The sequence below is a fragment of the Pseudomonas sp. A1230 genome, assembly GCF_044218825.1.
Taxonomy (GTDB): Bacteria; Pseudomonadota; Gammaproteobacteria; order Pseudomonadales; family Pseudomonadaceae; genus Aquipseudomonas; species Aquipseudomonas iridis.
In genome coordinates, this window is sequence record NZ_CP162582.1 from 511,931 (window position 1) to 535,406 (window position 23,476).

23 protein-coding genes are annotated in these 23,476 nt (G+C 59.3%); 10 read left to right on the plus strand and 13 right to left on the minus strand.

Annotated elements, in window-relative coordinates; translation table 11 throughout:
- Positions 1–193: 193 nt before the first annotated feature.
- Genes AB4P97_RS02420 through AB4P97_RS02430 form a run of 3 tightly spaced genes read right to left on the minus strand, consistent with a single transcriptional unit; the run spans position 194 to position 2,630 of the window.
- The gene (locus AB4P97_RS02420) at positions 194–886 is read right to left on the minus strand and encodes a pseudouridine synthase (protein WP_395602032.1); all 693 of its coding nucleotides are present in this window, start codon (positions 884–886) and stop codon (positions 194–196) included.
- A gap of 33 nt (positions 887–919) precedes the next feature.
- The gene (locus tag AB4P97_RS02425) at positions 920–1,150 is read right to left on the minus strand and encodes a cysteine-rich CWC family protein (protein ID WP_042558051.1); all 231 of its coding nucleotides are present in this window, start codon (positions 1,148–1,150) and stop codon (positions 920–922) included.
- Entirely contained in the window at positions 1,143–2,630 is a 1,488-nt protein-coding gene (locus AB4P97_RS02430) for a sensor domain-containing diguanylate cyclase (protein ID WP_042558052.1), read from the minus strand. Before AB4P97_RS02430 ends, AB4P97_RS02425 begins: the two co-directional genes overlap by 8 nt.
- 358 nt (positions 2,631–2,988) lie before the next feature.
- Here AB4P97_RS02430 and AB4P97_RS02435 point away from each other — a divergent pair, with 358 nt between their 5' ends.
- A complete protein-coding gene (locus tag AB4P97_RS02435; RefSeq protein WP_042558053.1) occupies positions 2,989–3,375 on the plus strand; it encodes a hypothetical protein in 387 nt (128 codons plus the stop codon).
- 57 nt (positions 3,376–3,432) lie between these two features.
- Here AB4P97_RS02435 and AB4P97_RS02440 read toward each other — a convergent pair whose 3' ends face one another.
- Positions 3,433–4,545: an enoyl-CoA hydratase/isomerase family protein gene (locus tag AB4P97_RS02440; protein ID WP_042558054.1), complete on the minus strand. Its 1,113-nt coding sequence runs from the start codon at positions 4,543–4,545 to the stop codon at positions 3,433–3,435.
- Positions 4,546–4,677: 132 nt separating this feature from the next.
- Between AB4P97_RS02440 and ung the strand changes: the two genes are divergently transcribed.
- Entirely contained in the window at positions 4,678–5,370 is a 693-nt protein-coding gene (ung, locus tag AB4P97_RS02445) for a uracil-DNA glycosylase (protein ID WP_042561972.1), read from the plus strand.
- A 106-nt stretch (positions 5,371–5,476) separates the two neighbouring features.
- On the opposite strand, the gene AB4P97_RS02450 is transcribed toward ung, so the two are convergent.
- The 5 genes from AB4P97_RS02450 to AB4P97_RS02470 form a co-directional block, all read right to left on the minus strand.
- Positions 5,477–6,511: an AbrB family transcriptional regulator gene (locus AB4P97_RS02450; protein WP_042558055.1), complete on the minus strand. Its 1,035-nt coding sequence runs from the start codon at positions 6,509–6,511 to the stop codon at positions 5,477–5,479.
- A complete protein-coding gene (locus AB4P97_RS02455) occupies positions 6,504–8,018 on the minus strand; it encodes a tripartite tricarboxylate transporter permease (protein WP_042558056.1) in 1,515 nt (504 codons plus the stop codon). The genes AB4P97_RS02450 and AB4P97_RS02455 overlap by 8 nt, the downstream gene beginning before the upstream one ends.
- 1 nt (position 8,019) lies before the next feature.
- Complete coding sequence (locus tag AB4P97_RS02460; protein ID WP_042558057.1) at positions 8,020–8,478, minus strand: tripartite tricarboxylate transporter TctB family protein; 459 nt, start codon at positions 8,476–8,478, stop codon at positions 8,020–8,022.
- A 58-nt stretch (positions 8,479–8,536) separates the two neighbouring features.
- Positions 8,537–9,514, minus strand: coding sequence for a tripartite tricarboxylate transporter substrate binding protein (locus AB4P97_RS02465; RefSeq protein WP_042558058.1), 978 nt, complete (start codon positions 9,512–9,514; stop codon positions 8,537–8,539).
- 113 nt (positions 9,515–9,627) lie between these two features.
- Positions 9,628–10,920 carry an OprD family porin gene (locus AB4P97_RS02470; protein ID WP_042558059.1) on the minus strand — a complete coding sequence of 431 codons (1,293 nt, stop codon included), beginning with the start codon at positions 10,918–10,920 and terminating at the stop codon, positions 9,628–9,630.
- Between the two features lie 236 nt (positions 10,921–11,156).
- Here AB4P97_RS02470 and AB4P97_RS02475 point away from each other — a divergent pair, with 236 nt between their 5' ends.
- Both AB4P97_RS02475 and AB4P97_RS02480 read left to right on the plus strand, forming a co-directional pair.
- Complete coding sequence (locus AB4P97_RS02475; RefSeq protein ID WP_042558060.1) at positions 11,157–11,828, plus strand: response regulator; 672 nt, start codon at positions 11,157–11,159, stop codon at positions 11,826–11,828.
- Positions 11,821–13,206, plus strand: a complete 1,386-nt coding sequence (locus AB4P97_RS02480) for a sensor histidine kinase (RefSeq protein ID WP_042558061.1) — start codon at positions 11,821–11,823, stop codon at positions 13,204–13,206. The genes AB4P97_RS02475 and AB4P97_RS02480 overlap by 8 nt, the downstream gene beginning before the upstream one ends.
- Before the next feature lie 108 nt (positions 13,207–13,314).
- Here the strand turns inward: AB4P97_RS02480 and AB4P97_RS02485 are convergent, their stop codons facing one another.
- The gene (locus AB4P97_RS02485; RefSeq protein ID WP_042558062.1) at positions 13,315–14,136 is read right to left on the minus strand and encodes an HDOD domain-containing protein; all 822 of its coding nucleotides are present in this window, start codon (positions 14,134–14,136) and stop codon (positions 13,315–13,317) included.
- A 35-nt stretch (positions 14,137–14,171) separates the two neighbouring features.
- Positions 14,172–15,113 carry a folate-binding protein YgfZ gene (locus AB4P97_RS02490; protein ID WP_042558063.1) on the minus strand — a complete coding sequence of 314 codons (942 nt, stop codon included), beginning with the start codon at positions 15,111–15,113 and terminating at the stop codon, positions 14,172–14,174.
- Positions 15,114–15,263: 150 nt separating this feature from the next.
- Here AB4P97_RS02490 and AB4P97_RS02495 point away from each other — a divergent pair, with 150 nt between their 5' ends.
- The gene (locus AB4P97_RS02495; RefSeq protein WP_042558064.1) at positions 15,264–15,518 is read left to right on the plus strand and encodes a succinate dehydrogenase assembly factor 2; all 255 of its coding nucleotides are present in this window, start codon (positions 15,264–15,266) and stop codon (positions 15,516–15,518) included.
- Positions 15,502–15,954: a protein YgfX gene (locus AB4P97_RS02500; protein WP_042558065.1), complete on the plus strand. Its 453-nt coding sequence runs from the start codon at positions 15,502–15,504 to the stop codon at positions 15,952–15,954. The genes AB4P97_RS02495 and AB4P97_RS02500 overlap by 17 nt, the downstream gene beginning before the upstream one ends.
- Here AB4P97_RS02500 and nadB read toward each other — a convergent pair.
- The gene (gene nadB / locus AB4P97_RS02505) at positions 15,923–17,539 is read right to left on the minus strand and encodes an L-aspartate oxidase (RefSeq protein WP_042558066.1); all 1,617 of its coding nucleotides are present in this window, start codon (positions 17,537–17,539) and stop codon (positions 15,923–15,925) included. The genes AB4P97_RS02500 and nadB overlap by 32 nt on opposite strands.
- A 558-nt stretch (positions 17,540–18,097) precedes the next feature.
- Here nadB and rpoE point away from each other — a divergent pair.
- The 4 genes from rpoE to AB4P97_RS02525 all read left to right on the plus strand — a co-directional run bounded on the left by rpoE (position 18,098) and on the right by AB4P97_RS02525 (position 21,909).
- Entirely contained in the window at positions 18,098–18,679 is a 582-nt protein-coding gene (gene rpoE, locus AB4P97_RS02510; RefSeq protein ID WP_003172477.1) for an RNA polymerase sigma factor RpoE, read from the plus strand.
- Between the two features lie 30 nt (positions 18,680–18,709).
- Complete coding sequence (locus AB4P97_RS02515; protein ID WP_042558067.1) at positions 18,710–19,297, plus strand: sigma-E factor negative regulatory protein; 588 nt, start codon at positions 18,710–18,712, stop codon at positions 19,295–19,297.
- An 8-nt stretch (positions 19,298–19,305) separates the two neighbouring features.
- Positions 19,306–20,271: a MucB/RseB C-terminal domain-containing protein gene (locus AB4P97_RS02520; protein WP_395602033.1), complete on the plus strand. Its 966-nt coding sequence runs from the start codon at positions 19,306–19,308 to the stop codon at positions 20,269–20,271.
- A gap of 207 nt (positions 20,272–20,478) precedes the next feature.
- Positions 20,479–21,909, plus strand: a complete 1,431-nt coding sequence (locus AB4P97_RS02525) for a DegQ family serine endoprotease (RefSeq protein ID WP_395602034.1) — start codon at positions 20,479–20,481, stop codon at positions 21,907–21,909.
- Between the two features lie 80 nt (positions 21,910–21,989).
- Here AB4P97_RS02525 and AB4P97_RS02530 read toward each other — a convergent pair whose 3' ends face one another.
- Positions 21,990–23,423, minus strand: a complete 1,434-nt coding sequence (locus tag AB4P97_RS02530) for a M48 family metalloprotease (protein WP_042558070.1) — start codon at positions 23,421–23,423, stop codon at positions 21,990–21,992.
- Positions 23,424–23,476: the final 53 nt, after the last annotated feature.

The following is a 23,476-nucleotide window of genomic DNA, read 5'->3' on the forward strand; positions in this document are numbered from 1 at the left end:
TATTGTTATTGGCGGGCAGTCTGCCGGCTGAGGCGCAGCCCTTGAGGGCTGACGACCGGCAAAAAGTTTCTTAGAGGTATGGTGTGACTCATCGGTCACATTTCGGCCGACGTCCTGATTCAAGCAGGGGGAGCAGGATCGCGCAAGTGCCGCAGGTAAATTGTTCGACAACTTCTGCTGAGCGGTCGGGTGCTTAGAACAAATGAATCTCTTCGGTGCGCAAAGCGCGATACTCGCCCGGTTTTAGCGCGTCATCGACCCGCAGCGGGCCCATGGATTCGCGGTGCAGACGCAGCACTTTGTTGTTGAAAAAGCCAAACATGCGCTTCACCTGATGGTAGCGGCCCTCGACGATGCTCAGGCGTGCCGAGCGTGATCCGAGTAGCTCCAGCTGCGCAGGTTGCGTGGTCAGGTCTTCGAAGGCGAAGTAGATGCCTTCAGCAAACGTGCTCGCATATTGCGCGCCGATTTCCTGCTCGGTCTCGACGTAATAGACCTTTGGCAATTTGGTTTGCGGCTGGGTCAGGCGCCGCGACCAGGCGCCGTCGTTGGTGATCAGCATCAGCCCGGTGGTGTTGAAGTCCAGGCGCCCGGCGATGTGCAGCTCATCCTTGTCCGGTTCGTTGATCAGGTCGAGCACGGTCGGATGTTGCGGATCGCGAGTGGCGCTGACGCAGCCCGGTGGCTTGTGCAGCATGAAGTAGCGCGCCGGTTTGCCGAGTTGCAGCACTTCGTCATCGACTTCGACACAGCTGAATTCAAGAACTTCACTGTGCGGGTCACTGACGACTTTTCCGTCAACGCGCACGCGCTTTTCCACCAGCAACAGGCGAACCTGCTTACGGTTGTAGCGGGGCAGATTGCTGAGGAAGCGGTCGACGCGCATGTTCAGGTTTCAACGGATCAAGGGGCACGCATCTTACGGGATCGGCTGACCGGCCGCTTGCAGTTGCGCCTCGACCTGCGCGCATCGCGGGCACAGGCAGGATTTGTCGCGCAGTGCTGGCGGCAAGGCTTGGAGCACCGCCGGATCAATGCTCACGCCGTAGCACCAGCAGGCGCGGTCGGCGGTGCGCGGGTCAGCCAGGCTGCAATCGTTGCGGGCGCCGCAGGCCGGGCAGAGGTCGGGTTTAACGTCAGATTCAGGCATAGGTCGAGTGAGGCATTTCCACGCAGGTGCGATTGCGGCCGGTTTGTTTGGCCCGGTACATCGCATGATCGGCCCGCGACAGCAGACTGTGCAAGGTGTCATCGCGCTGCAGGGTGGTGGCGCCGATGCTCACCGTCAGATTTAGGGCGTTGCCGTTGTAGGCATATTCCTGTTGTTCGATGTGCTGGCGAATCTTCTCGGCAATTTTCTGGCCGGTGTCGCCGTCGGTGTCCTTGAGCAAAACGATGAACTCCTCGCCGCCCCAGCGGCAAACGATGTCGGCATGGCGCAGGCAACTTTGCAGATCCCGCGCAAACCCGATCAACACTTGATCGCCGGCCATGTGACCATAAGTGTCGTTCAACACCTTGAAGTGATCGAGATCCAGCAGCAGCGCCGTCAGCGGTTTGGTTTCACGCTGCGCTTCGTGCAATGCCTGAGCGGCAAGCAGGTCGAAACCGCGGCGGTTCGGCAGTTCGGTAAGGCTGTCGAGGGTGGCTTGGGCCTGGATCTTCGATTGAAACCGTTTGATCACGCGATTGAGCAGCGCCAACACGATCAACGTTACCAGCAGACAGATCAGCAGATTGAGATAGAGCGACTGGCGGATTTCAATCAGCGCGCCATCCTCGCGTTTACCAACAAACAGGTACCAGTTGAGTTCCGGAATAAACCGCACGTTGAGGAAGTGCCCCTGGCCATGGGTCGAATACTCGTAGCTGCCGCTGTGGGGTTTGGGTAACAGGCTGACCAGGCTTTTCATGCTGTCGACTTCAGCGAGGCTTTGCCCGATATGCGCGCCTTCAGGCCCGCCTTCGGCACCGGTCAGTACCAGTCGGCCGAAGGTGTCGACGAAGTAAACGCTGCGTTGATAGCGTTGTTGATACTTGTCGATCAGTTTGATCACCGCGTCCACGGTCAGACCGACGCCGGCCGCGCCAATGAAGCGGTTGTGGTAGTCGTAGACCTTGTAATTGATGAAGAACGTCAGGTTGTCCTTGTTGGCCAGATCCGGGTCGACATTGATCTCGTACGGATCTTCCATGTCCCTCACGCGAAAGTACCAGGCGTCGCGCGGCTCATCGACGCTGACCTGCTTGAGCACACCTTTGGCGTGGTAGTAAGTGAGGGTGGTATTGGAGACGAAAAACGCGGTGTAGGCGCCGTAGTGGGTCATGACCTCATTGAGATAACGGGTCATCTGCTCGGGGTTTTGCTCACCGTTCACCACCCAATCGCGCATGAAGGTGTCGCGGGACATCATCGAGGAAATCAGGATAGGTCTGACAAGGTCTTTCTGGATTTCCGAATAGACGGTGTCGGAAGTCAGCGGCAACTCGGTGTTGACGATGTTGTCGCGGATCGAGGCGCGCGAGGCGTAGTAGCTCAGCAGCGAGGTGGCGAGGAAGCCAGCGCCGAGCAGGGCGATCAGCGTCAGTACCAACGAACGTTGGGAGTACAGCGGAGAACGAAGCGGCATGGCAGTTCCGTTGATAATGGCCCGATGGCAGCATTCTAGTGGCACTGTGCGGAAATAACTGCTCCATGGGCGACGCGAATGTTCGTTCCTGTAGTCGTGCAAATTGCGCAGGGCCTTGTGGGAGCGAGCTTACTCGCGAATGCAGCAGGTCAGTCAACGTCGATTTGGCCGGTGAATCGCTATCGCGAGGAAATTCACTCCTGAAGGGGATAGTGGCGTTTAATAATCACTTGTTTCAACTTGTTGCGGAATCGCACCAGATTCGGAAATCGATGTCTGATCTTTCGTCAGTCACCGAATAAAAGACTGACGCCTGCCAGCGTCGCTGGTGTGGCTACCCGCGGTCCAGGAGGCCGCCATGTATCGACGAATTCTTCTGCTTGCTGCGTTGATGTTTTCCGTCACCGGTTGTGCCCCGTATTCGTACGCGGACACTTATTACAGGTCTGAGGTCTACACATCACCCGCACCGGCGTACTACAACACTGGCGGCACGTATTACTCGGCCCCGCGCTACTACCAGCCAGCGCCGCGTTACTATCAGCAACCGCGTTATTACCAGTCGGCGCCGCGCTATTATCAACCGGCCCCGCGGTACTACGAGAGCCGTCGCTGGCACGGTAATGATCGGGGTCGCTGGGACGGCCACCGTCGCGGCGGTTGGGACAACGACCACCGCGGTCGCGGCAATTACGACCGCCACAGCGGTCGACGCGACCACAACGGACGTGGCAATCGCTGGTAACTGACCCGCCAACAAAAGCGGCGCATGATGCGCCGCTTTTTTGTGCCTGCGATTTAGTCAGTAAGCCGTCAAATCCGCCAACGGATGCCGCCCCTCCCACACCTTGTGAAAGTGCGCCTCAACCACCGCATCCGGCACGCTGCTGATGTCCGGCCAATGCCAGTGCGGTTTCTGATCCTTATCGATCAACCGCGCCCGAACCCCTTCGCTGAACTCCGGATGCCGGCAGCAATTGAGGCTCAGGGTGTATTCCATCTGGAAGACTTCAGCCAGCGACAGGTGCCGTGCGCGGATAATCTGTTCCCAGACCAGATGGGCGGTCAGCGGCGAGCCTTCGCTAAGCGTTTTTGCTGCCCGGGCGATGAGCGGATCGCTGCTGTCGCGCTGCAGGCTGATCGCTTTCCAGGCGCAGGTCACGTCGCTGACGTCGAGCAGTTCGTCGATCTGCTGACGACGCGGCAGCCACTGCGCCTCGGGCATTTGCGCCGCAGCTTCCTGCTGCAAGGCCTTGAGCAGGCTGTTGAGTTGCATGGCGGTCTGTTCCTGCCAGTTGAGTTGCAGCAGGCCTTCAATCAGCTCCGGTTGTTGCTCGTCGAGCAGAAAGCGGTCGGCCAGATCGAGATCGATCGCGTCACGGCCGTTCATGTGCGCGCCGGTCAATCCGAGGAACAGACCGAGCTTGCCCGGCAACCGTGCCAGGAACCAACTGGCGCCGACATCCGGATACAGCCCAATGCTGATTTCCGGCATCGCCAGACGGCTGCTCGGCGTGACGATCCGCGTACTGGCGCCTTGCAACAAACCCATACCGCCGCCCAGCACATAACCGTGGCCCCAGCAGATCAGTGGTTTCGGATAGGTGTGCAGGCTGTAATCCAATCGGTATTCGGCCGCAAAAAACTGTGCTGCCAGCGGTGGGACTTCGCCGGGATGCGCGCGACAGGCTTCCACCAGGCTGCGCACTTCACCGCCAGCGCAGAAGGCTTTGGCGCCGTTGCCGCGCAACAGCACGCAGACGATTTGCGGGTCTTTGGCCCAGGCGTTCAGTTTGTCGCCTAGCGCGTTGATCATCGGCAGCGACAGCGCGTTGAGCGATTTTTCAGCATCCAGGCTGGCGATACCGATGCGGGCGCCGGCGGTGCCGCAGAGTTCTTCGAAGTGCAGATTCATCGTGACCTCGATCGGAAATTTGAACGATCAGTATGATCGCTGCGTGGGAAAGTGCCGGATCTGCGTCAGATCAATTGACAAGCGTGGCCGGCTTTCCTAGGGTTCGCCCCATTGTTTTTGCCGGGTATGACCATGACTGCTGACGACCGTATCAAACTCGAACCGAGCTGGAAGGAGGCACTGCGTGCTGAATTCGACCAGCCTTACATGGCAGAGTTGCGCAACTTTCTGCAGCAGGAGCAGGCGGCCGGCAAGGAAATCTATCCGCCACGGCCGCTGATTTTCAATGCGCTGAACTCCACACCGCTGGATAAAGTGAAGGTGGTGATCCTCGGCCAGGACCCCTACCACGGCCCGGGCCAGGCCCACGGCTTGTGTTTCTCGGTGCAACCGGGCGTGCCAGCGCCGCCGTCGCTGGTCAACATCTATAAAGAGTTGAAGCGCGACCTGAACATCGACATCCCCAGCCACGGTTACTTGCAAAGCTGGGCGGATCAGGGCGTGTTGATGCTCAACACCACCATGACCGTGGAGCGCGCCAACGCCAATGCGCACAAGGACAAGGGCTGGCAGTTTTTCACTGACCGGATCATCGAACTGGTCAGCGAGCGGCAGCCGCATCTGGTGTTCATGCTGTGGGGCGCTCATGCGCAGAGCAAGCAGAAGCTGATCGATGCGACCAAGCACCTGGTGCTGACCTCGGTGCATCCGTCGCCGCTGTCGGCTTATCGTGGCTTTCTGGGATGCGGGCACTTCGGCCGGACCAACAAGTTTCTTGAGCAGAATGGCGAGACGCCGATTGAGTGGCGGTTGCCGCCCGTTTGATGTTGGCCTGAAGGGCCCCATCGCTGGCAAGCCAGCTCCCACAGGGTTTTGCGGTGTGCACATAATCTGTGGGAGCTGGCTTGCCAGCGATGAAGTCAACTCGGTCTTACTCGGGATTACGATTCCAGTACTTGAACAACGGCTCCGCCAGAAACAGCACAAACAACAGCCGCATCACCTGCATCGCCGTCACCAGCGGCACCGACAGTTGCAGGGTTTCCGCCGTCAGGCTCATCTCTGCGATACCACCGGGCATCATGCCCAGCGTCAGCGAACGCAGGTCCAGATGCGTTAAAGCGCTCAGTCCCAACGCCGCCAGGGTTGCGATCAACATGGTCAGTGCCGTGCCGATCAATGTGCGGCCCATGAATGACGGCGCACGCCTGAAAAACTGCCGGTTGAAGTGACAACCCAATCCGCTGCCGATCAACCATTGGCCAATCTGACTGCCGCCATCGGGCAAGCCGATGTGCAGATCCCAGCCGATGCTCACCGTCGCGCTCACCAGCAACGGCCCGAACAACCACGGGTTGGGTTGGCGCAGACGCTGCCAGACCCAGGCGAGCAGGGCGCCCGCCGGAAACAGAATCGCCAGCCAGCGCCAATCGACGCTGCCGGCATGAGAAATTGGCGTCCCGTCGCCAAGCAAATACTTGAACGCCGCTGGCACACACAGCACCACCACCAATACCCGCAAGCTTTGCCCCGCCGCGACATGGCTGAGCATCGCGCCGTTGCGTGCGCCGAGGTTGACCATCTCCCCGGAGCCACCGGGCATGCTGGAGAAAAACGCCGTGGCGCGGTCCTCACCGGTGCGGCGCATCAACCACACGCCAACCACCGCCGACAAACTGGTGACCAGCGCACCGAAGAAGATCAAACCGAAATGACTCAGCACCTGCTCCATCACCACCGGGGTGAAGTGCAGGCCAATGCCGATCCCGACGATCCACTGGCCGCATTTGCGCCCGCCTGGGATTTCCGTCAGTTGCCACGGGGTCAGGCAGCGCACGAGGATGATCGCCAGCAACGAGCCGACCATCCACGGCAACGGCCAGCCGATCTGGCTGGCGAGGTAACCGCCAAGCAGACCGACCAGCGGGGTTCCCCACCAGGACTTTAGCGACAGCCGATCAAACATCGGCGATAGCGCGCCGAGCGACCGAACGTTTGCGCCAGATGCGCAGCAGCGGCACGAGCAACATGATCGCGGTCAGTACCCAGACCCCGAAGGTGATCGGGCTCGACCAGAGGATTTCCAGTGCGCCGTTGGAGATCGACAGCGCGCGACGCAGGTTCTGCTCCATCAGACCACCGAGGATGAACCCCAGCAGAACCGGCGACAACGGGAAGTCGAGCTTGCGCAGGATGTAACCGAAGATGCCGATGCCGACCATCAGGAACAGATCGAAGGTGGTCGCGTGTACCGCGTAGACGCCGATGCCGGTGATGATCGCGATGACCGGCACCAGTGCCCAGTTCGGCACGGCGAGGATGCGGGTGAAGATGCGGATCATCGGAATGTTGAGGATCACCAGCATGATGTTGGCGATGAACAACGAAGCGATCAGGCCCCAGACGATGTCCGGTTGTTGCTGGAACAGCAGCGGCCCCGGAGTGATGTTGTACAGCGACAGCGCGCCGATCATCACCGCCGTGGTCCCCGAACCCGGAACGCCCAGCGTCAACATCGGCACCAGTGCGCCACATGCCGAAGCACCAATGGCGGTTTCCGGGGCGGCCAGGCCACGGGCATCGCCTTCACCGAACTTGCCGCTGGTACCGGCGATGCGTTTTTCGGTCATGTAGGCCACGGCACTGGCCAGCGTCGCACCGGCACCCGGCAACACGCCCATGATGAACCCGAGCAGGCCGCAACGGATGTTCACGGTGAACACCGATGCCGCTTCCTTGAAGTTGAACATCATTCGACCGGTGGCTTTCACCGCTTCCTGGCCGCGATGGGTTTTCTCCAGCAGTAACAGAATTTCGCTGATCGAGAACAGGCCCAGCACCAGCACGACGAATTGAATGCCGTCGGTCAGGTGAATGTTATCGCCGGTGAAACGGTACACGCCGCTGTTGGCGTCGATGCCGACCGTCGACAGGAACAAACCGATCAACGCCGCAATAAATGTCTTCAACGGTCGATCACCGGCCATGCCGCCGAGACAGACAATCGCAAACACCATCAGCACGAAGTATTCCGCCGGGCCAAAGGCAATCGCCCATTTCGCCAGCAGCGGGGCGAACATCACCATGCCGCAGGTGGCGATGAAGGCGCCGATGAACGAACTCCACGCCGACAACGACAGCGCCACACCGGCCATGCCTTTGCGGGCCATCGGGTAGCCGTCGAGGGTGGTCATCACGGTGGAAGCTTCGCCTGGAATGTTCAGCAGGATCGAGCTGATCCGGCCGCCGTATTCGCAGCCCAGATACACCGCCGCCAGCAGAATCAATGCCGACTCCGGCGGCAGGCCGAGGGCGAATGCGATCGGGATCAGCAGCGCCACGCCGTTGATCGGGCCCAGGCCCGGCAACAGGCCGACAACGGTGCCGATCAGCGTGCCGCACAGCGCGGTCACCAGGTTGTAGGGGCTCAGCGCGACGCCGAAGCCCTGACCCAAATAGCCAAGAGTATCCATATCAGTTCTCCAGAACGTCGAGCAGGCCGAGGGGCAGCGGAACGTCCATCACACGGTCGAACAGCAGGTAAAGACCGATGGCCATCAGGGTGGTCACCACGACGCTTGGCATCCAGCGACCGCCATACAGGCGCGCCATCGGAATGCCGATCAGCATGCTGCTGAGAATGAAGCCCAGCGGTTCGAAGAGGCCGGCGAACACCAGCAACAGCACGACGCAGATGCAGATCTTGGTCAGGGTCTGGCGATCCAGTGGCGGCTCGTCTTCAGTGTGTTCGATCGGCGTCGGGCGGAACACCATGTACAGCAGCGCTGTGCCCATCAGGCCGAGCATCAGCAGAGGGAAGGCGCGCGGGCCCACCGGTTCGTAGGAAAAAGCCGCTTGGTACGGCCACGCCATCAGTGCCAGGCCGACACAGGCCAGCAATAGCACCGAAGCGAAAATGCGTTGTAAGAGCATGGGAAACTCCTGTGCCGCGGCCCCGCGAACGGGGGCTGCGGCCGCTAGACAGAGGCGATCACTGAATCAGGCCGAACTCTTTGGCCAGCACTTTGTAGTCCGCAACCTGCTTCTTCACGTAGGTGTCCAGTTCCGGGCCGGTCATGGCGAACGGGAACAGTTCACGCTGATCGCGCAGCTTGGCGAACTCGTCGGAGGCCAGCAGTTTGTCGAACGAATCTTTCCACCAGGCGTAGTCTTCATCGCTGACTTTTGGCCCCAGGTAGAAACCGCGAACCACTGGCCAGACGATGTCGTAGCCTTGTTCGCGAGCGGTCGGGATGTCTTTCATTTCCGGTTCGTCGAGACGCTTGTCGGAGAAGACTGCGAGCAGGCGCATGTCACCGCTCTGAATGTGCGGCATGGAGTCGGAGATGTCGGTGCTGCCAACCTGGATGTGGCCGCCGAGCAGGGCGGTGGCGATCTCGCCGCCACCTTCGAGGGCGACGTAACGCAGTTCGCGCGGGTTGATCCCGGCAGCCTTGGCGATCAGTGCGGTTTGCATCCAGTCCTGGCTGCCGACGGTGCCGCCGGAACCGATGACCACGGAGCCGGGATCTTTCTTCAATGCCTGAACGAGATCGTCGAGGGTCTTGTAGGGCGAATCGCTTTTCACCGCGATGGCACCGTAGCTGGTGCCGACTGCCGCGAGCCAGCGCACGTTGGTCTCATCGAAGCGCCCGAACTTGCCTTGCGCCAGGTTCAGCAGCGAACCGCTCGACCACGCCACCAGCGTGCCGGCATCGGCTGGCCGCTGCGCAACCACTGCGTTGTACGCCACCGCGCCAACACCACCGGGCATGTAGGTCACGCGCATCGGTTTGGACAGCAGTTTTTCGTTGACCAGCGCGCTCTGCGCCAGTTTGCAGGTCAGGTCGAAACCACCGCCGGGCGACGCCGGAGCGATACATTCCGGACGCTTCGGTTCGGCCATGAGTTGGCCAGCGAACAACACGCAACTGGCGGCGAGTGCAACTTTACGCAGTGACAATTTCATTCGATTCTCCACGGTTCTTGTTGTAAAGCTTTATGTAGGAGCTGCCGCAGGCTCGGGCCGCGATCGGACGATCTTTTGATCTTCCGATCACAGCACCCCGGCGTTTCAATCAATTACCAAAGGGCAACGCTATAGCTCACCAGCAGACGCACTTCGTCTGCATCGCGAGCGGAGTAATTGGAGCGGTAAGTGGCATTGCGCAGGCGCACAGCGACGTCCTTCAAGGCGCCGCTTTGTACTACATATTTGATCTCGGTATTGCGCTCCCACTCTTTGCCTTCTTCACCGCTTTTGAGCTTGATGTTGTCACCGCTCAAGTAACGGCTCATGAAGCTCAGGCCGGGAATGCCAAGTTTGCCGAAGTCGAAGTCGTAGCGCGCTTGCCACGAGCGTTCTTCGGCACCGGCGAAGTCGTTGATCTGCACGAAGTTGACCAGGTACGGGTCGCTGCCATCGACATAGGGGAAGGCGCTGTCGCCGGACATGTGCTGATAACCGGCGCTGAACTTGTGGCCGCTCAGGGCGTAGCTGACCAAGCCGTTGAGCGAGCGGTTGTCGATCTCGCCGCCACGGGCCGCACCTTGATCGTCACTGACGGCAAAACGCAGGTCGGTGGCAAATGTGCCGGGGCCCATCGGGCGCGAGGCAACGAGACCGAAGAAGTGCTGGTTGTAGACTTCGTCGAGTTGCGCGAAGTGGTAACTGCCGGTGATCTTGTCGGTGAACTTGTAATCAACGCCGCCAAAGTCAAAGTGCTTGCCGGCAGCGGTGCCGGCGAAGCGGCTGTTCTTGTTGTTGAGGGCGATGTCCTCGAAATCGGTGCTGTCGCGGTCCTTGGCTTTCTCCAGACGGCCGCCGGTGAAGGTCAGATTTCTGATTTCTTTGGAGGTCAGCAAGCCACCTTCAAACGTCTGCGGCAGGATGCGTCCGTCGTTGGGCTTGAGGATCGGCAGTTCGGGAATCAGGCTGCCGATTTTCAGTTCCGTGGCAGAGATTTTCACTTTGCCGGTCAGGCCGACTTTCGAGTATTCGTTCGCTGCGCGCCCGTCGTCGTGGGTCGGCAACAGGCCGGTGCCGGTGCGGTCCGGGCTCGAATCAAGTTTCACACCAAGCATGCCCAACGCATCGACACCGAACCCCACGGTGCCGTCGGTATAGCCCGATTGCAGATTGAGCATGAAGCCCTGAGCCCATTCATCGCGTTTGGATTGCTGGGCGCTGGTGCCATCGCGAAAGTCGCGGTTGAAATACATGTTGCGGGTTTCGAAGGTGGCGCTGCTGTCTTCAATGAAGTCGGCAAAACTCAACGGCGAAAAACCCGCGAGGGCGGCTGCACTGGCGAGGGCGGTGTGGCTGATACGGGAACGGCGAACAGGCACAAGGACCTGGGGCTGCATGGACGGCATGCGGGTGTACTCCGATTATTGTTCTTATTGGTCGAAAACGCTTCGTGGCGTTTTTCGTAGCGCTGTGTGGCAGCAGCGACGGCAGTCGAAACTGTCCGTAACCCGACTCTAACGGCCTAACCTTTCGCTAACCTTTCAGCTGACTTTCAATGTTTTCGGGCTTCACAGTGGCGGTTGCGGCTGTAAACTCCGCGGCAAAGAGTGGCGTCGGCCATCCCTGAACGAGGTAAAAATCCATGCGTGTTCTGCTCGTCGAAGACCATCTGCAACTGGCCGAAAGCGTCGCCCAGGCGCTCAAGAGCACCGGTCTGACCGTGGATGTGTTGCACGATGGCGTGGCTGCCGATCTGGCACTGGGCAGTGAGGAATACGCCGTGGCGATCCTCGATGTGGGCCTGCCGCGCATGGACGGATTTGAGGTGTTGGCGCGGCTGCGGGCTCGCGGAAAAAATCTGCCGGTGCTGATGCTGACGGCGCGCAGCGATGTGAAAGATCGGGTGCATGGCCTCAATCTTGGCGCCGACGACTACCTCGCCAAGCCGTTCGAACTGACCGAACTGGAAGCCCGGGTCAAAGCGCTGTTGCGACGCAGTGTGTTGGGTGGTGAACGCCAGCAGCGCTGCGGGGTGCTGGCCTATGATCTGGACACCCGACGCTTCTCCCTCGGTGAGGAACTGCTCACGCTGACGTCCCGCGAACAAGCCGTACTCGAAGCGCTGATCGCCCGGCCGGGGCGAGTCATGAGCAAAGAGCAACTGGCCGCGCAGGTGTTTGGTCTTGATGAAGAGGCCAGCCCCGATGCCATCGAAATCTACGTGCACCGCTTGCGCAAGAAACTCGACGGTCAACCGGTCGCGATCGTGACCTTCCGCGGCCTCGGCTATCTGCTGGAAAGCCGCGATGCATAAGCCCAGCAGCCTGCGCTGGCGGTTGCTGTGGAACCTGGCGTTGTTGCTGGTGGTGTTGATGCTCGCCAGCGGCTTGAGTGCTTACTGGAATGGACGCGAGGCGGCCGACACGGCGTACGACCGCACGTTGCTGGCGTCGGCGCGAACCATCGCCGCTGGCCTGTCGCAACGTGATGGCAGCCTCAGTGCCGACGTGCCTTATGTGGCCCTCGATACCTTCGCTTACGACAGCGCCGGACGGATTTACTACCAGGTCAATGACATCCATCAAAAGCTGATTTCCGGCTACGAAAACCTCCCCGGGCCACCGCCCGGTACACCAAGAACTGACAGCTATCCGGCGCTGGCGCGTTTCTACAATGCCACTTACAAAGGACAGAACGTGCGCGTGGTCAGCCTGCTCAAAGCGGTGAGCGAGCCGAACATGAATGGCATGGCGGAAATCCGCGTGGCCGAAACCGACGAAGCCCGCGTCAGCATGGCGCGCAGTCTGGCGGCCGATACGCTGTTGCGATTGGGCATGTTGGCGATCGGTGCCTTGCTGCTGGTCTGGTTTGCCGTCAGCGCTGCACTGCGTCCGCTGGAGCGCTTGCGCACGGCAGTCGAGGAACGCCAACCCGATGACTTGCGGCCATTGCCACTGGTAGAAGTGCAACATGAGCTCTGGCCGCTGGTGCGCGGGCTCAACCATTTCACCGAGCGCCTGCGGGGTCAGTTCGAGCGCCAGGCGCAGTTCATCGCCGATGCGGCGCATGAGTTGCGCACACCACTGGCGGCGTTGAAGGCGCGGCTGGAATTGGGGCTGCGTTCAAATGACCCGCAGGTCTGGCGGACGACGCTGGAATCTTCGGCCCAAGGCACCGATCGTCTGACTCATCTGGCCAATCAATTGCTGTCGCTGGCGCGCGTCGAAAATGGCGCCCGAGCGATTGCCGAGGGCGGTGCGCAGTTGCTCGATCTGAGCCAGTTGGCCCGCGAGTTGGGCATGGCCATGGCGCCACTGGCGCACAAGCGCGGGGTGGCGCTGGCGCTGGAGGCCGATGAACCGGTGTGGCTGCGCGGCGAGCCGACGCTGCTGAATGAGTTATTGAGCAATCTGGTGGATAACGCCCTGGCGCATACGCCGCCGGGCGGCAACGTGATCTTGCGCGTGCTGACCCCCGCAGTGCTTGAGGTTGAGGACGACGGGCCGGGGATTCCGCTGCAAGAGCGCGATCGAGTGTTCGAGCGCTTCTATCGGCGTAATCAGCAGGTGGCGGGATCGGGGTTGGGGCTGGCGATTGTCGGCGAGATCTGCCGGGCACATCTGGCGCAGATCACGCTGCATGATGGTGAACAGGCGGGGCTGAAGGTGCGGGTGAGTTTTATTGCCGGGTGATTCTGCGGTGTTCCTGCCGGCCTCTTCGCGAGCAGGCTCGCTCCCACAGGGGGAATGCATTCCAATGTGGGAGCGAGGTGCTCGCGAAGGGCGCGTCGCGGTTCTTGATCAGTAAAACATCGAGCGCGATTCTTCCAGATCCGCGCACAGCGCCTTGTTCTCCGGATCAATCCCAAGCTTCCTGAACGCCGGAACACTCAGCGGATCAATCCGCGCAAACGGATGGTCAGTGCCCTTGTGGCAATAGAGGCTCGCCACCTGCACCAGATCGACGTAATCGATCTTTACCGAGTCGCGTTTGAGATCCTGATACAGCCCCGGCAGCTCCACCAGTCGTTCCGGAAAATCCCAGACGCGCAAGAGCTTGTCGCCGAGCAACGGATGAAGCTGTTCGATTACATAGTTGAGGCTGACCGAATCCGAGAGCAGTTCATAGTGGTCTTCGGCGTAGGTCAAAATCGGCAGCACGCCGATCTGATGCACCAGTCCACCCAGCGCCGCCTGATCCGGCTTGAGTTGGGTATAACGACGACACAGCGCATAACTGACCCCGGCGATTTCCAGGCTCTTGCGCCAGACTTCGCGCATTTTCTGTTCCACCACTTCGGAACTGGCGTGGAAAATCTGCTCCATCACCAGGCCGATCGCCAGGTTACTGCTGTAGTTGATGCCCAGGCGAGTGATGGCGGTATGCAGGTCGGTGACTTCCTGCGCCGCGCGCAGCAGCGGGCTGTTGACCACTTTGATCAGGCGCGCCGACAGCGCCGTGTCACGGCCGATGACTTTGCTCAGCTCGCTGACGCTGATTTCCGGATCTTCAGCAGCCTTGCGAATTTGCAAGGCTACTTCCGGCAATGTTGGCAGAACCAGCTCATCTTTATCGATGGCCTCAACCAAATCCTGTTGGATCTTATCCGCCAGTTCGTTCATTTAGGCTCTCTAGGGTGTTGCAACAAATGCTGCGATCAGCGCTGGATTTCGCGGTCGCGATCCAGTTCGTAGGGCAAATCGAGCAGATGCAGCGCAGGCCCTTCAAGGGTGCCCAGATGCAGATCACCCGCTTCTGCAGCTTCGGCCTGCAACACTGCCAGGAGTTCAATGTTTTGCCCGGCGCCAGCAGCCAGTACGACTTCGCCGATTGAGCTGTTGTGGCTCGGCGCGAACAATGGCGTGCCGGGTTCCGGCAATTGTGTGGCGTCGAGGCTCAAGCGATACAGACGGCGCTTGAGTTTGCCCAGGTACTGCATGCGCGCGACGATTTCCTGGCCGGTGTAGCAACCCTTCTTGAAACTCACGCCGCCGACGGCCTGCAGGTTGAGCATCTGCGGGATGAACAGCTCGCGGGTGGTGGGCATGACCTGACCGATACCGGCGCGGATCTGGCCGAGCAGCCACTGGTTCAGTTCACCTTCAGGCAGGGTTATCGACAGCGTTTGTTTGATGGTTTGTGCTTGATCGGCGGGTACCCACAGTTCGGCACGGTCCGGCGAGACGCGAATTGCAATCAGGCCGTCGTTGCGTACCACGCTGCCGGTCTCAATGGGCAGATCCAGGCCGAGACTGCTCAGCGCTGCATCGCCCGACCTCAGCCCGAAACGCACCCAGGCGGCGCTTTCGTCGGTCAGTTTCGACTTGGAGAACACCGCATACTTCTTCAGGTCCGCCAGTTGCGGCTCAAGCAATTCGCTGGCCATCGCCAGCAGCACACCATCGCTTTCGAGCAGAATGCGGAAACTCGATTGCATCCGGCCTTTTTGCGTGCAGCGAGCGCCCAGGCTGGACGCTGTTTCGCTCAGGTAATTGATATTGCAGGTCAACTGGCCTTGCAGGAATTTTCCGGCATCCGCGCCGCGGACCGCGAGAACGCCTTCATGAGACAGGGTGCAGAAAAAAGCAGAATCGGCCATGGGTCTTCGCAGGGTAAATAGACTGGGGCACATCATAAGGGCGCGTTGTTGAAATGGGTAGTTGATAAAGGATCGGTGGTGCCCGACCAAAGCCGACTGTGCGAGCGGCATTGGGGCTGTATACTTGCCGCCAAATTTGAGGAGGGCCCCATGGTCGAACAAGTTGAACTGAATCGCCTCTTTTGGCACAGCCGTCGCGGCATGCTTGAGCTTGACGTGTTGCTGGTGCCATTTGTTCAGGAGGTTTACGCAAACCTGAATCAAGTCGATCGCGATCTGTATGTCCGTCTGCTGACTTGCGAGGATCAGGACATGTTCGGCTGGTTCATGGAGCGCAACGAGTCCGAAGATCCGGAGCTGCAACGCATGGTTCGCATGATCCTGGATCGTGTTCAGCCCAAGTAATACGTTCGAATGCCGCTGGCATGCCTCACGGCAGTTGCTGGCGGCATATCTGTTGGCCCAGGCATTCGCTCTGGGTGCCTTGTTTGTGTTTTCCATTCCCTTATGGGCGAGCTTGCTCGGGGCTTTCGTTTGCCTGCTTCACGGGTTTTGGGTGTTGCCGCGGCAGATTCTGCTCAGTCATCCCAAGGCAATGCGCGGTTTGCGTCGAGACGGCGACGGCTGGCAATTGTGGAATCAGGCGGATGGCTGGCAAGCGGTGCAGTTGCGACCGGACAGCCTTGCACTGCCGCTGATCGTGGTGCTGCGTTTTCGTTTGCGCGGTGAGTGGCGCGTCAGATCGATCTGTGTGCCACGTGACTCGCAGGCGACGGATTTGCATCGACGCCTGCGGGTGCGGCTCAAGTTCAGCCGACGTAGGTGGGCGGCACCAGAATAGTGTCGAGCGCTTCGGGCAGCAGGTCAGGGTAGTCGAGGGTGTAATGCAGGCCGCGACTTTCCTTGCGTTCCATGGCCGAGCTGATCATCAGCTCCGCCACTTGCGCGAGATTGCGCAGCTCGATCAAATCGCGGCTGACTTTATAGTTGCTGTAAAACTCGTCGATCTCGTCCAGCAGCAGACGCACGCGATGTTGAGCCCGTTGCAGGCGCTTGTTGGTCCGCACGATGCCAACGTAGTCCCACATGAATCGCCGCAGTTCATCCCAGTTGTGCGCGATGATTACGTCTTCATCAGAATCGGTCACCTGACTGGCGTCCCAGACGGGCAGGGTGCTTGGCGCTGTGACGTCATCCAGTTGCGCCAGAATATCTGCCGCCGCCGAGCGGGCGTAGACGAAACACTCCAGCAACGAGTTGCTGGCCATGCGGTTGGCACCGTGCAGGCCGGTGAAGCTGGTTTCGCCGATGGCGTACAAGCCCGGCACATCGGTGCGGCCATGCTGATCGACCATTACGCCGCCGCAGGTGTAGTGCGCGGCGGGAACGACCGGAATCGGTTGTTTGGTGATGTCGATGCCAAAGCCCAGGCAGCGCTCATAAACAGTCGGGAAGTGAGTCTTGATGAACGCTTCGGGTTTGTGGCTGATGTCGAGATAAACGCAGTCGACACCCAGACGCTTCATTTCATGGTCAATGGCCCGGGCGACGATGTCGCGCGGCGCCAGTTCGGCGCGTTTGTCGAAGCGATACATGAAGCGTTCGCCGTTCGGCAGCTTCAAATGCGCGCCTTCACCACGCAGGGCTTCAGTGATCAGGAAGCTCTTGGCCTGCGGGTGATACAGACAGGTGGGGTGAAACTGGTTGAATTCCAGGTTCGCCACCCGGCAGCCCGAGCGCCAGGCCATGGCGATGCCATCACCGCAGGCGCCGTCGGGATTGCTGGTATAGAGGTAAACTTTGGCCGCGCCACCTGAAGCCAGAATCACGAAGCGCGCGCCGTAGGTGTCGACTTCGCCGGTCGCACGGTTGAGCACATAGGCACCGAGGCAGCGATCGCCGTCCATGCCCAAACGTCGTTCGGTAATCAGATCGACCGCCACCCGCTGTTCCAGCAGTTCGATGTTCGAGCGCTCTTTGGCCTGGGCCAGCAAGGTTTTGAAGATCGCAGCGCCGGTCGCATCGGCTGCATGGATGATGCGCCGGTGACTGTGGCCGCCCTCGCGAGTCAGATGGAATTCGAAACCGCCGTCTTCAGTGCCGGACTGTTCGTCGCGAGTGAACGGCACGCCTTGGTCGATCAGCCACTGGATGGCTTCGCGGCTGTGTTCGACTGTGAAGCGTACGGCGTCCTCATGACACAGGCCGCCGCCCGCATTCAGGGTGTCATCGACGTGGGATTCGACAGTGTCGGTGTCGTCCAGCACGGCAGCGACTCCGCCCTGGGCCCAGAACGTCGAACCGTTGGCGAGATCGCCCTTGCTCAATACGGCAATGCGCAAATGACCTGGCAGGGTCAGCGCAAGACTCAGACCGGCAGCACCGCTGCCAATGACCAGAACATCGTGTTGGAACTGTTGGCTCATTTCAGCATTCCGCTCAAAGCGACCCGGGTCGGGGTTGGCGCATGACACCTGGATCGGCGAGTCAAGACAGCCACACAGCCCACTAGTATATAGAGGGGCAGGTCGGCACAATAGCCGTGCCCAGATGGCATTGTGAAACTACTGTGACGGAAAAAGCCGGGTACTTCGTCGGAAGAATTTTTCGTCGGTTTCGGGGGAAGGCGACTGTATCGGCGCTGAAACAGCCTTTTTCCGTCCAGTGTTGCCCAATGTCGGGCAGGTGCGGCTATAAATAATTGGAACTTTTGCCAAAGGCCCAAGATCAATAGACCGTGCCAGAAAAAGGGACAGTGTCGGTTTCAGTGAGGAATCTGCGATCTGGGTTTCTACCGGCGAAATCGATGACAAGATTATTCGCGCAGCCGGTTTATCCCGCGCTGCGTTTTTCGTGCGTGCCAAATCAGAGCTCGCAGGAAACTTGCTTGGAGGGGGAGAACTTTTGCGAAAAGCCCGAGTCTATGTTTGCAAGTCTGGTCGTTTAGTTATGCAAGTCTCCTCCGGGCCTATCGAGGAGTGTTCATGCTAACCCAGGAAGAGGATCAGCAGCTGGTCGAGCGCGTTCAACGTGGCGACAAGCGAGCTTTCGATCTGCTGGTGCTGAAATATCAGCACAAAATTCTCGGGTTGATCGTGCGTTTTGTGCACGACACCCATGAAGCCCAGGACGTAGCTCAGGAAGCCTTTATCAAGGCGTATCGAGCACTTGGAAACTTTCGCGGTGACAGTGCGTTTTATACGTGGCTGTACCGTATTGCCATCAACACGGCAAAGAATTACCTCGTTTCACGCGGCCGTCGGCCGCCGGATAGCGATGTAAGTTCTGAGGATGCAGAGTTCTACGACGGCGATCATGGCCTCAAGGATCTCGAATCACCAGAACGAGCACTGTTGCGGGATGAGATCGAAGGCACCGTCCATCGAACCATTCAGCAACTACCAGAGGATTTGCGTACGGCTTTAACTTTACGTGAATTCGATGGTCTGAGTTACGAGGACATTGCGAGCGTCATGCAGTGTCCGGTGGGTACCGTGCGCTCCCGGATTTTCCGCGCTCGGGAAGCCATCGATAAAGCCCTGCAGCCGTTGTTGCAGGAAAACTGAGACAGCGGCGACAGCCAAGAGAGGAACGCCATGAGTCGTGAAGCCCTGCAGGAATCGCTGTCCGCAGTGATGGATAACGAAGCGGACGAACTGGAATTGCGTCGAGTGATCAATGCGCTGGACGACGTTGAAACCCGTGAAACCTGGGCTCGTTACCAGATCGCTCGGGCAGCCATGCACAAGGATCTGCTGCTGCCACGTCTGGATATCGCTGCGGCAGTGTCTGCTGCGCTGGAAGACGAAACGGCTCCGGCCAAAGTATCTCGCAGCCCATGGCGCAACCTCGGTCGTCTGGCTGTTGCAGCCTCGGTAACTGTTGCCGTTCTGGCTGGTGTTCGCCTGTACAACCAGGACGAAATTGCCGGTGTTGAACTGGCCCAGCAGTCCAACCAGCCAACCCTGGCCACTCCGCAGGTCAAAGGCCCGGCTGTTCTGGCAGGCTACAGTGAGAGCTCCGAAGCCACCGGCCCTATGGCTAACGGTGTATTGCAAGGTCAACCGGGTTGGCATGATCAGCGTCTGCCAAGCTACCTGCGCCAGCATGCTCAGCAAGCTGCGCTCAAGGGTACTGAAAGCGCGTTGCCTTATGCACGTGCCGCAAGCCTGGAAAACCAATAAGGAGGATCATGCGCGCCATACCTCTACTTTCGCTTCTGCTCAGTGGCTGGTTCGTTGTTCCAGCCCACGCTGATGAGGCCCAGGACTGGTTGATCCGTCTGGGCCAGGCCGAGCAGCAGCAAAGCTTTCACGGTACTTTCGTTTACGAGCGTAACGGTAGTTTTTCTACCCATAACATCTGGCATCGTGTCCAGAATGGTCAGGTTCGCGAGCGTTTGCTTCAGCTCGACGGTTCGGCACAGGAAGTCGTGCGCATTGATGGACATACTCAATGCGTCAGCGGCACCCTGATTGCAGGACTGGGAGACTCTCCGAACGCTGCCGCTCGTCCTCTCGATCCAAAAAAGCTGAAAAACTGGTATGAACTTGCCGTTGTTGGCAAGTCGCGTGTGGCTGGTCGAGACGCAGTGATCGTATCGCTGACGCCTCGTGACCAGCACCGTTATGGCTTTGAGTTACACCTGGACAAGGAAACCGGTTTGCCGCTGAAATCGTTGCTGTTGAACGACAAGGGGCAATTGCTCGAACGTTTCCAGTTCACCAGCCTCGATACTGACAATGTCCCGACGGATAAAGACTTGCTGGCAGATTCCGACTGCAAGGTTATTACCCTCGACAGTGACAAGGCCTCTGCCGTCAAGACTGCTCAGGTGTGGCATTCGGACTGGCTACCGCCGGGGTTCGAACTGACCAGCAGCACGTCGCACAAAGACCCCAAAACCAAGGTTCAGGTTAACAGCCTGATGTACGACGATGGTCTGGCGCGTTTTTCGGTTTTCCTCGAGCCTTTGAACGGCGCTACCGTTACCGACACCCGGACCCAGTTAGGCCCGACTGTCGCGGTATCCCGACGCCTGACGACACCCGAAGGTGAAATAATGGTGACGGTTGTCGGCGAGATTCCGATTGGCACCGCCGAACGAATCGCGCTGTCGATGCGTAATCAAGATGTCTCTGCAACCAGCAAGCAGTGAGCTGATTACATTCATTTCCACTTCGTCGTCGAGAGCTGGAAATGTTTGCTGAGCATTTTCATTTGCAAATACTCCAAAAGTTTTTTATAGGTCAGAGCGTCACGGCTCTGGCCTTGTTTGTTGTTCCCGGAACAAAAATGCCGGACGGTGGTTTCCGGTGTTCCTTGCTCCATATCGCTTAACCCTGCTCGTCGTAACGGGAGCTGTATGTCGATACCTAGCTTGAAGTCTTATCTCTCCATTTTCGCCACCGTGCTGTTGCTCGGTCAGGCGATCCCTGCTGCGCAAGCGGCCGATCTGCCTGATTTCACCCAACTGGTCGAACAGGCTTCGCCGGCGGTGGTGAACATCAGTACCACGCAGAAACTGCCGGATCGCAAAGTCAACCAGCAGATGCCTGACCTTGAAGGCTTGCCGCCAATGCTGCGCGAGTTCTTCGAACGCGGCATGCCACCTCAGCAGCGTTCACCGCGTGGCGATCGTCAGCGTGAAGCGCAGTCGCTGGGTTCGGGTTTTATCATTTCCCCGGATGGCTACATCCTGACGAATAACCATGTGATTGCCGATGCAGACGAGATTCTCGTCCGTCTGGCTGATCGCAGCGAAATGAAAGCCAAACTGGTCGGCACCGATCCGCGTTCCGACGTGGCCCTGCTGAAAATTGAAGGTAAGGATCTGCCAGTACTCAAACTCGGCAAATCCCAGGATTTGAAAGCTGGTCAGTGGGTAGTGGCAATCGGTTCGCCATTCGGCTTTGACCACACCGTTACCCAAGGCATCGTCAGCGCCGTTGGTCGCAGCCTGCCGAACGAAAACTACGTGCCGTTCATCCAGACCGACGTGCCGATCAACCCGGGCAACTCCGGCGGCCCGCTGTTCAACCTGAACGGTGAAGTGGTCGGGATCAACTCGCAGATCTACACCCGTTCCGGCGGCTTCATGGGCGTGTCGTTCGCGATCCCTATTGATGTGGCGATGGACGTTTCCAATCAATTGAAGAGCGGTGGCAAGGTCAGCCGCGGCTGGCTGGGCGTAGTCATCCAGGAAGTGAACAAGGATCTGGCCGAATCGTTCGGGCTGGATAAACCGGCCGGTGCACTGGTCGCACAGATTCAGGATGACGGTCCGGCTGCCAAGGGCGGTCTGCAAGTGGGCGACGTAATCCTGAGCATGAACGGTCAACCGATCGTCATGTCTGCCGATTTGCCGCATCTGGTTGGCGCTCTGAAATCTGGCGCGAAAGCCAATCTGGAAGTGATCCGTGAAGGTAAGCGCAAAAACGTCGAGCTGACGGTTGGCGCTATCCCGGATGAAGAAAAAGAGCTGGATGCGCTGCCGAAGTCCGGCGCTGAAACCAGCAGCAACCGTCTCGCCGTTGCCGTGGCCGAGCTGACGGCTGAGCAGAAGAAAACCTACGACCTCAAAGGTGGTGTGGTGATCAAGGAAGTGCAGGACGGTCCTGCCGCCCTGATCGGTCTGCAACCGGGTGATGTCATCACTCACCTGAACAACCAGGCCATCGGCTCCAGCAAGGAGTTCGCCGAGATCGCCAAGGCGCTGCCGAAGAACCGTTCGGTGTCGATGCGCGTTCTGCGTCAAGGCCGTGCGAGCTTCATCACCTTCAAGCTGGCTGAATAATCCGGATTGAGCGGTAAATAAAAACCGCCTCGAAAGAGGCGGTTTTTTTATGCCTGAAGCATTTCAATTGCGAAGAAGCGTCAGCCTATCATGTCCTTGACCATCCGTTCCTGCTCCATCAGCTCGCGCTGGCGGGCATCGATCCGCGAGGACAGGGGGAAGTTGCTGCCAGCCTTGCGCTTGGCGAAATCCAGTTGCTGGATCGCCTGACGATAATCGCCGACCAAGGCAAAGTATTCGGCACGCGCCTGGTGCAGGCCAATGATGTTGCCAGACAAACCACGGGTTTCGGCAACCTGATACCAGACATCCGGATCATCCGGGCGAGTCTTGAGCAATCCCTCCAGCGCTTTTTCGGCATCCGCCGCGCGGTTCTGCTTGAGCAGAAGATCGACTCGAACCTGATTCAGTGGATAGTTACCGGGGTATTGCGTGAGCATTCGATCAACCCGCGACTGGGCATCGGGCAGGCGATTGTTGGTGATGTCCAGATCGATCTGAGCGAGGTTGTAGATGATCTCGTTCGGCGCTTTGGCCAGTAACTGTTTGAGGTTCTCCCGAGCCTCGTTCAACTGACCGCCCTTGATCTGCGCGATGGCCAGACCATAGCGGGCCACGTCGTTTTGAGGGTTCTCATCCAGTTGCGCACGGAAACGCTTGGCGCCCAGTCCTGGTGTTTCTTCGTAGACCAACTGCACGCGGGCGCGGATCAGTTGATAACGCTTGGTGTCTTCGATGCCCCCGGGCCTGGCCTGTTCGGCGCGGTTGCGGGTGTCGGCGATCCGTGATTCGGTCACCGGGTGAGTCAGCAGGAATTCCGGTGGTTTGGCGTCGAAGCGGTATTGACGCATCAAGCGCTCGAACATGGTTGGCATCGAGCGTGGGTCATATCCAGCCTTTTCCAGATTGAGGATGCCGATACGGTCGGCCTCCTGCTCGTTCTGGCGGGAGAAACGCCGCTGCTCCTGAAGCGCCGCTGCCTGAGTACCGGCAATGGTCGCGATCCCGGCGTCACCGCCGCCGGCCGCTGCAATCACGATGCCGGCCAGCAGCGCCGCCATCATCGGCACTTGCATGCGTTGCGAAGCTTCGACGCCGCGGGCAAAGTGGCGCTGCGACAAGTGAGCCAATTCGTGAGCCAGCACCGAAGCGTATTCGCCCTCGGTCTGTGCGTTGAGGAACAAACCACCGTTGACCCCGACCACGCCGCCCGGCGCCGCGAAGGCGTTGAGCTGCGGGCTGTTGATCAGGATGAACTCCAGGCGTCGGTCGCTGACCTGGCTGGTCTCCACCAGCTTGTAAACGCTGGATTCGACATAGTCTTTGAGTTGCGGATCATTGAGCTGTGAAACCTGGCTGCGCAACATGGCCAGCCAGGCGCGACCGAGTTGGTATTCCTGTTGTGGCGAGACGATGGCAGAACTGGCGTCGCCGAGTGACGGCAGATCGTCGGCAAAGCCTGGTGAGGCGAGCAGGCAAGCGAGCGTCAGCAGGGTAGGGCGCAGAAAAGTCATGCACAAAGCCTTAGAAGACAAAGACCTTACTGTAGCCGGACACCGGGCTTGCG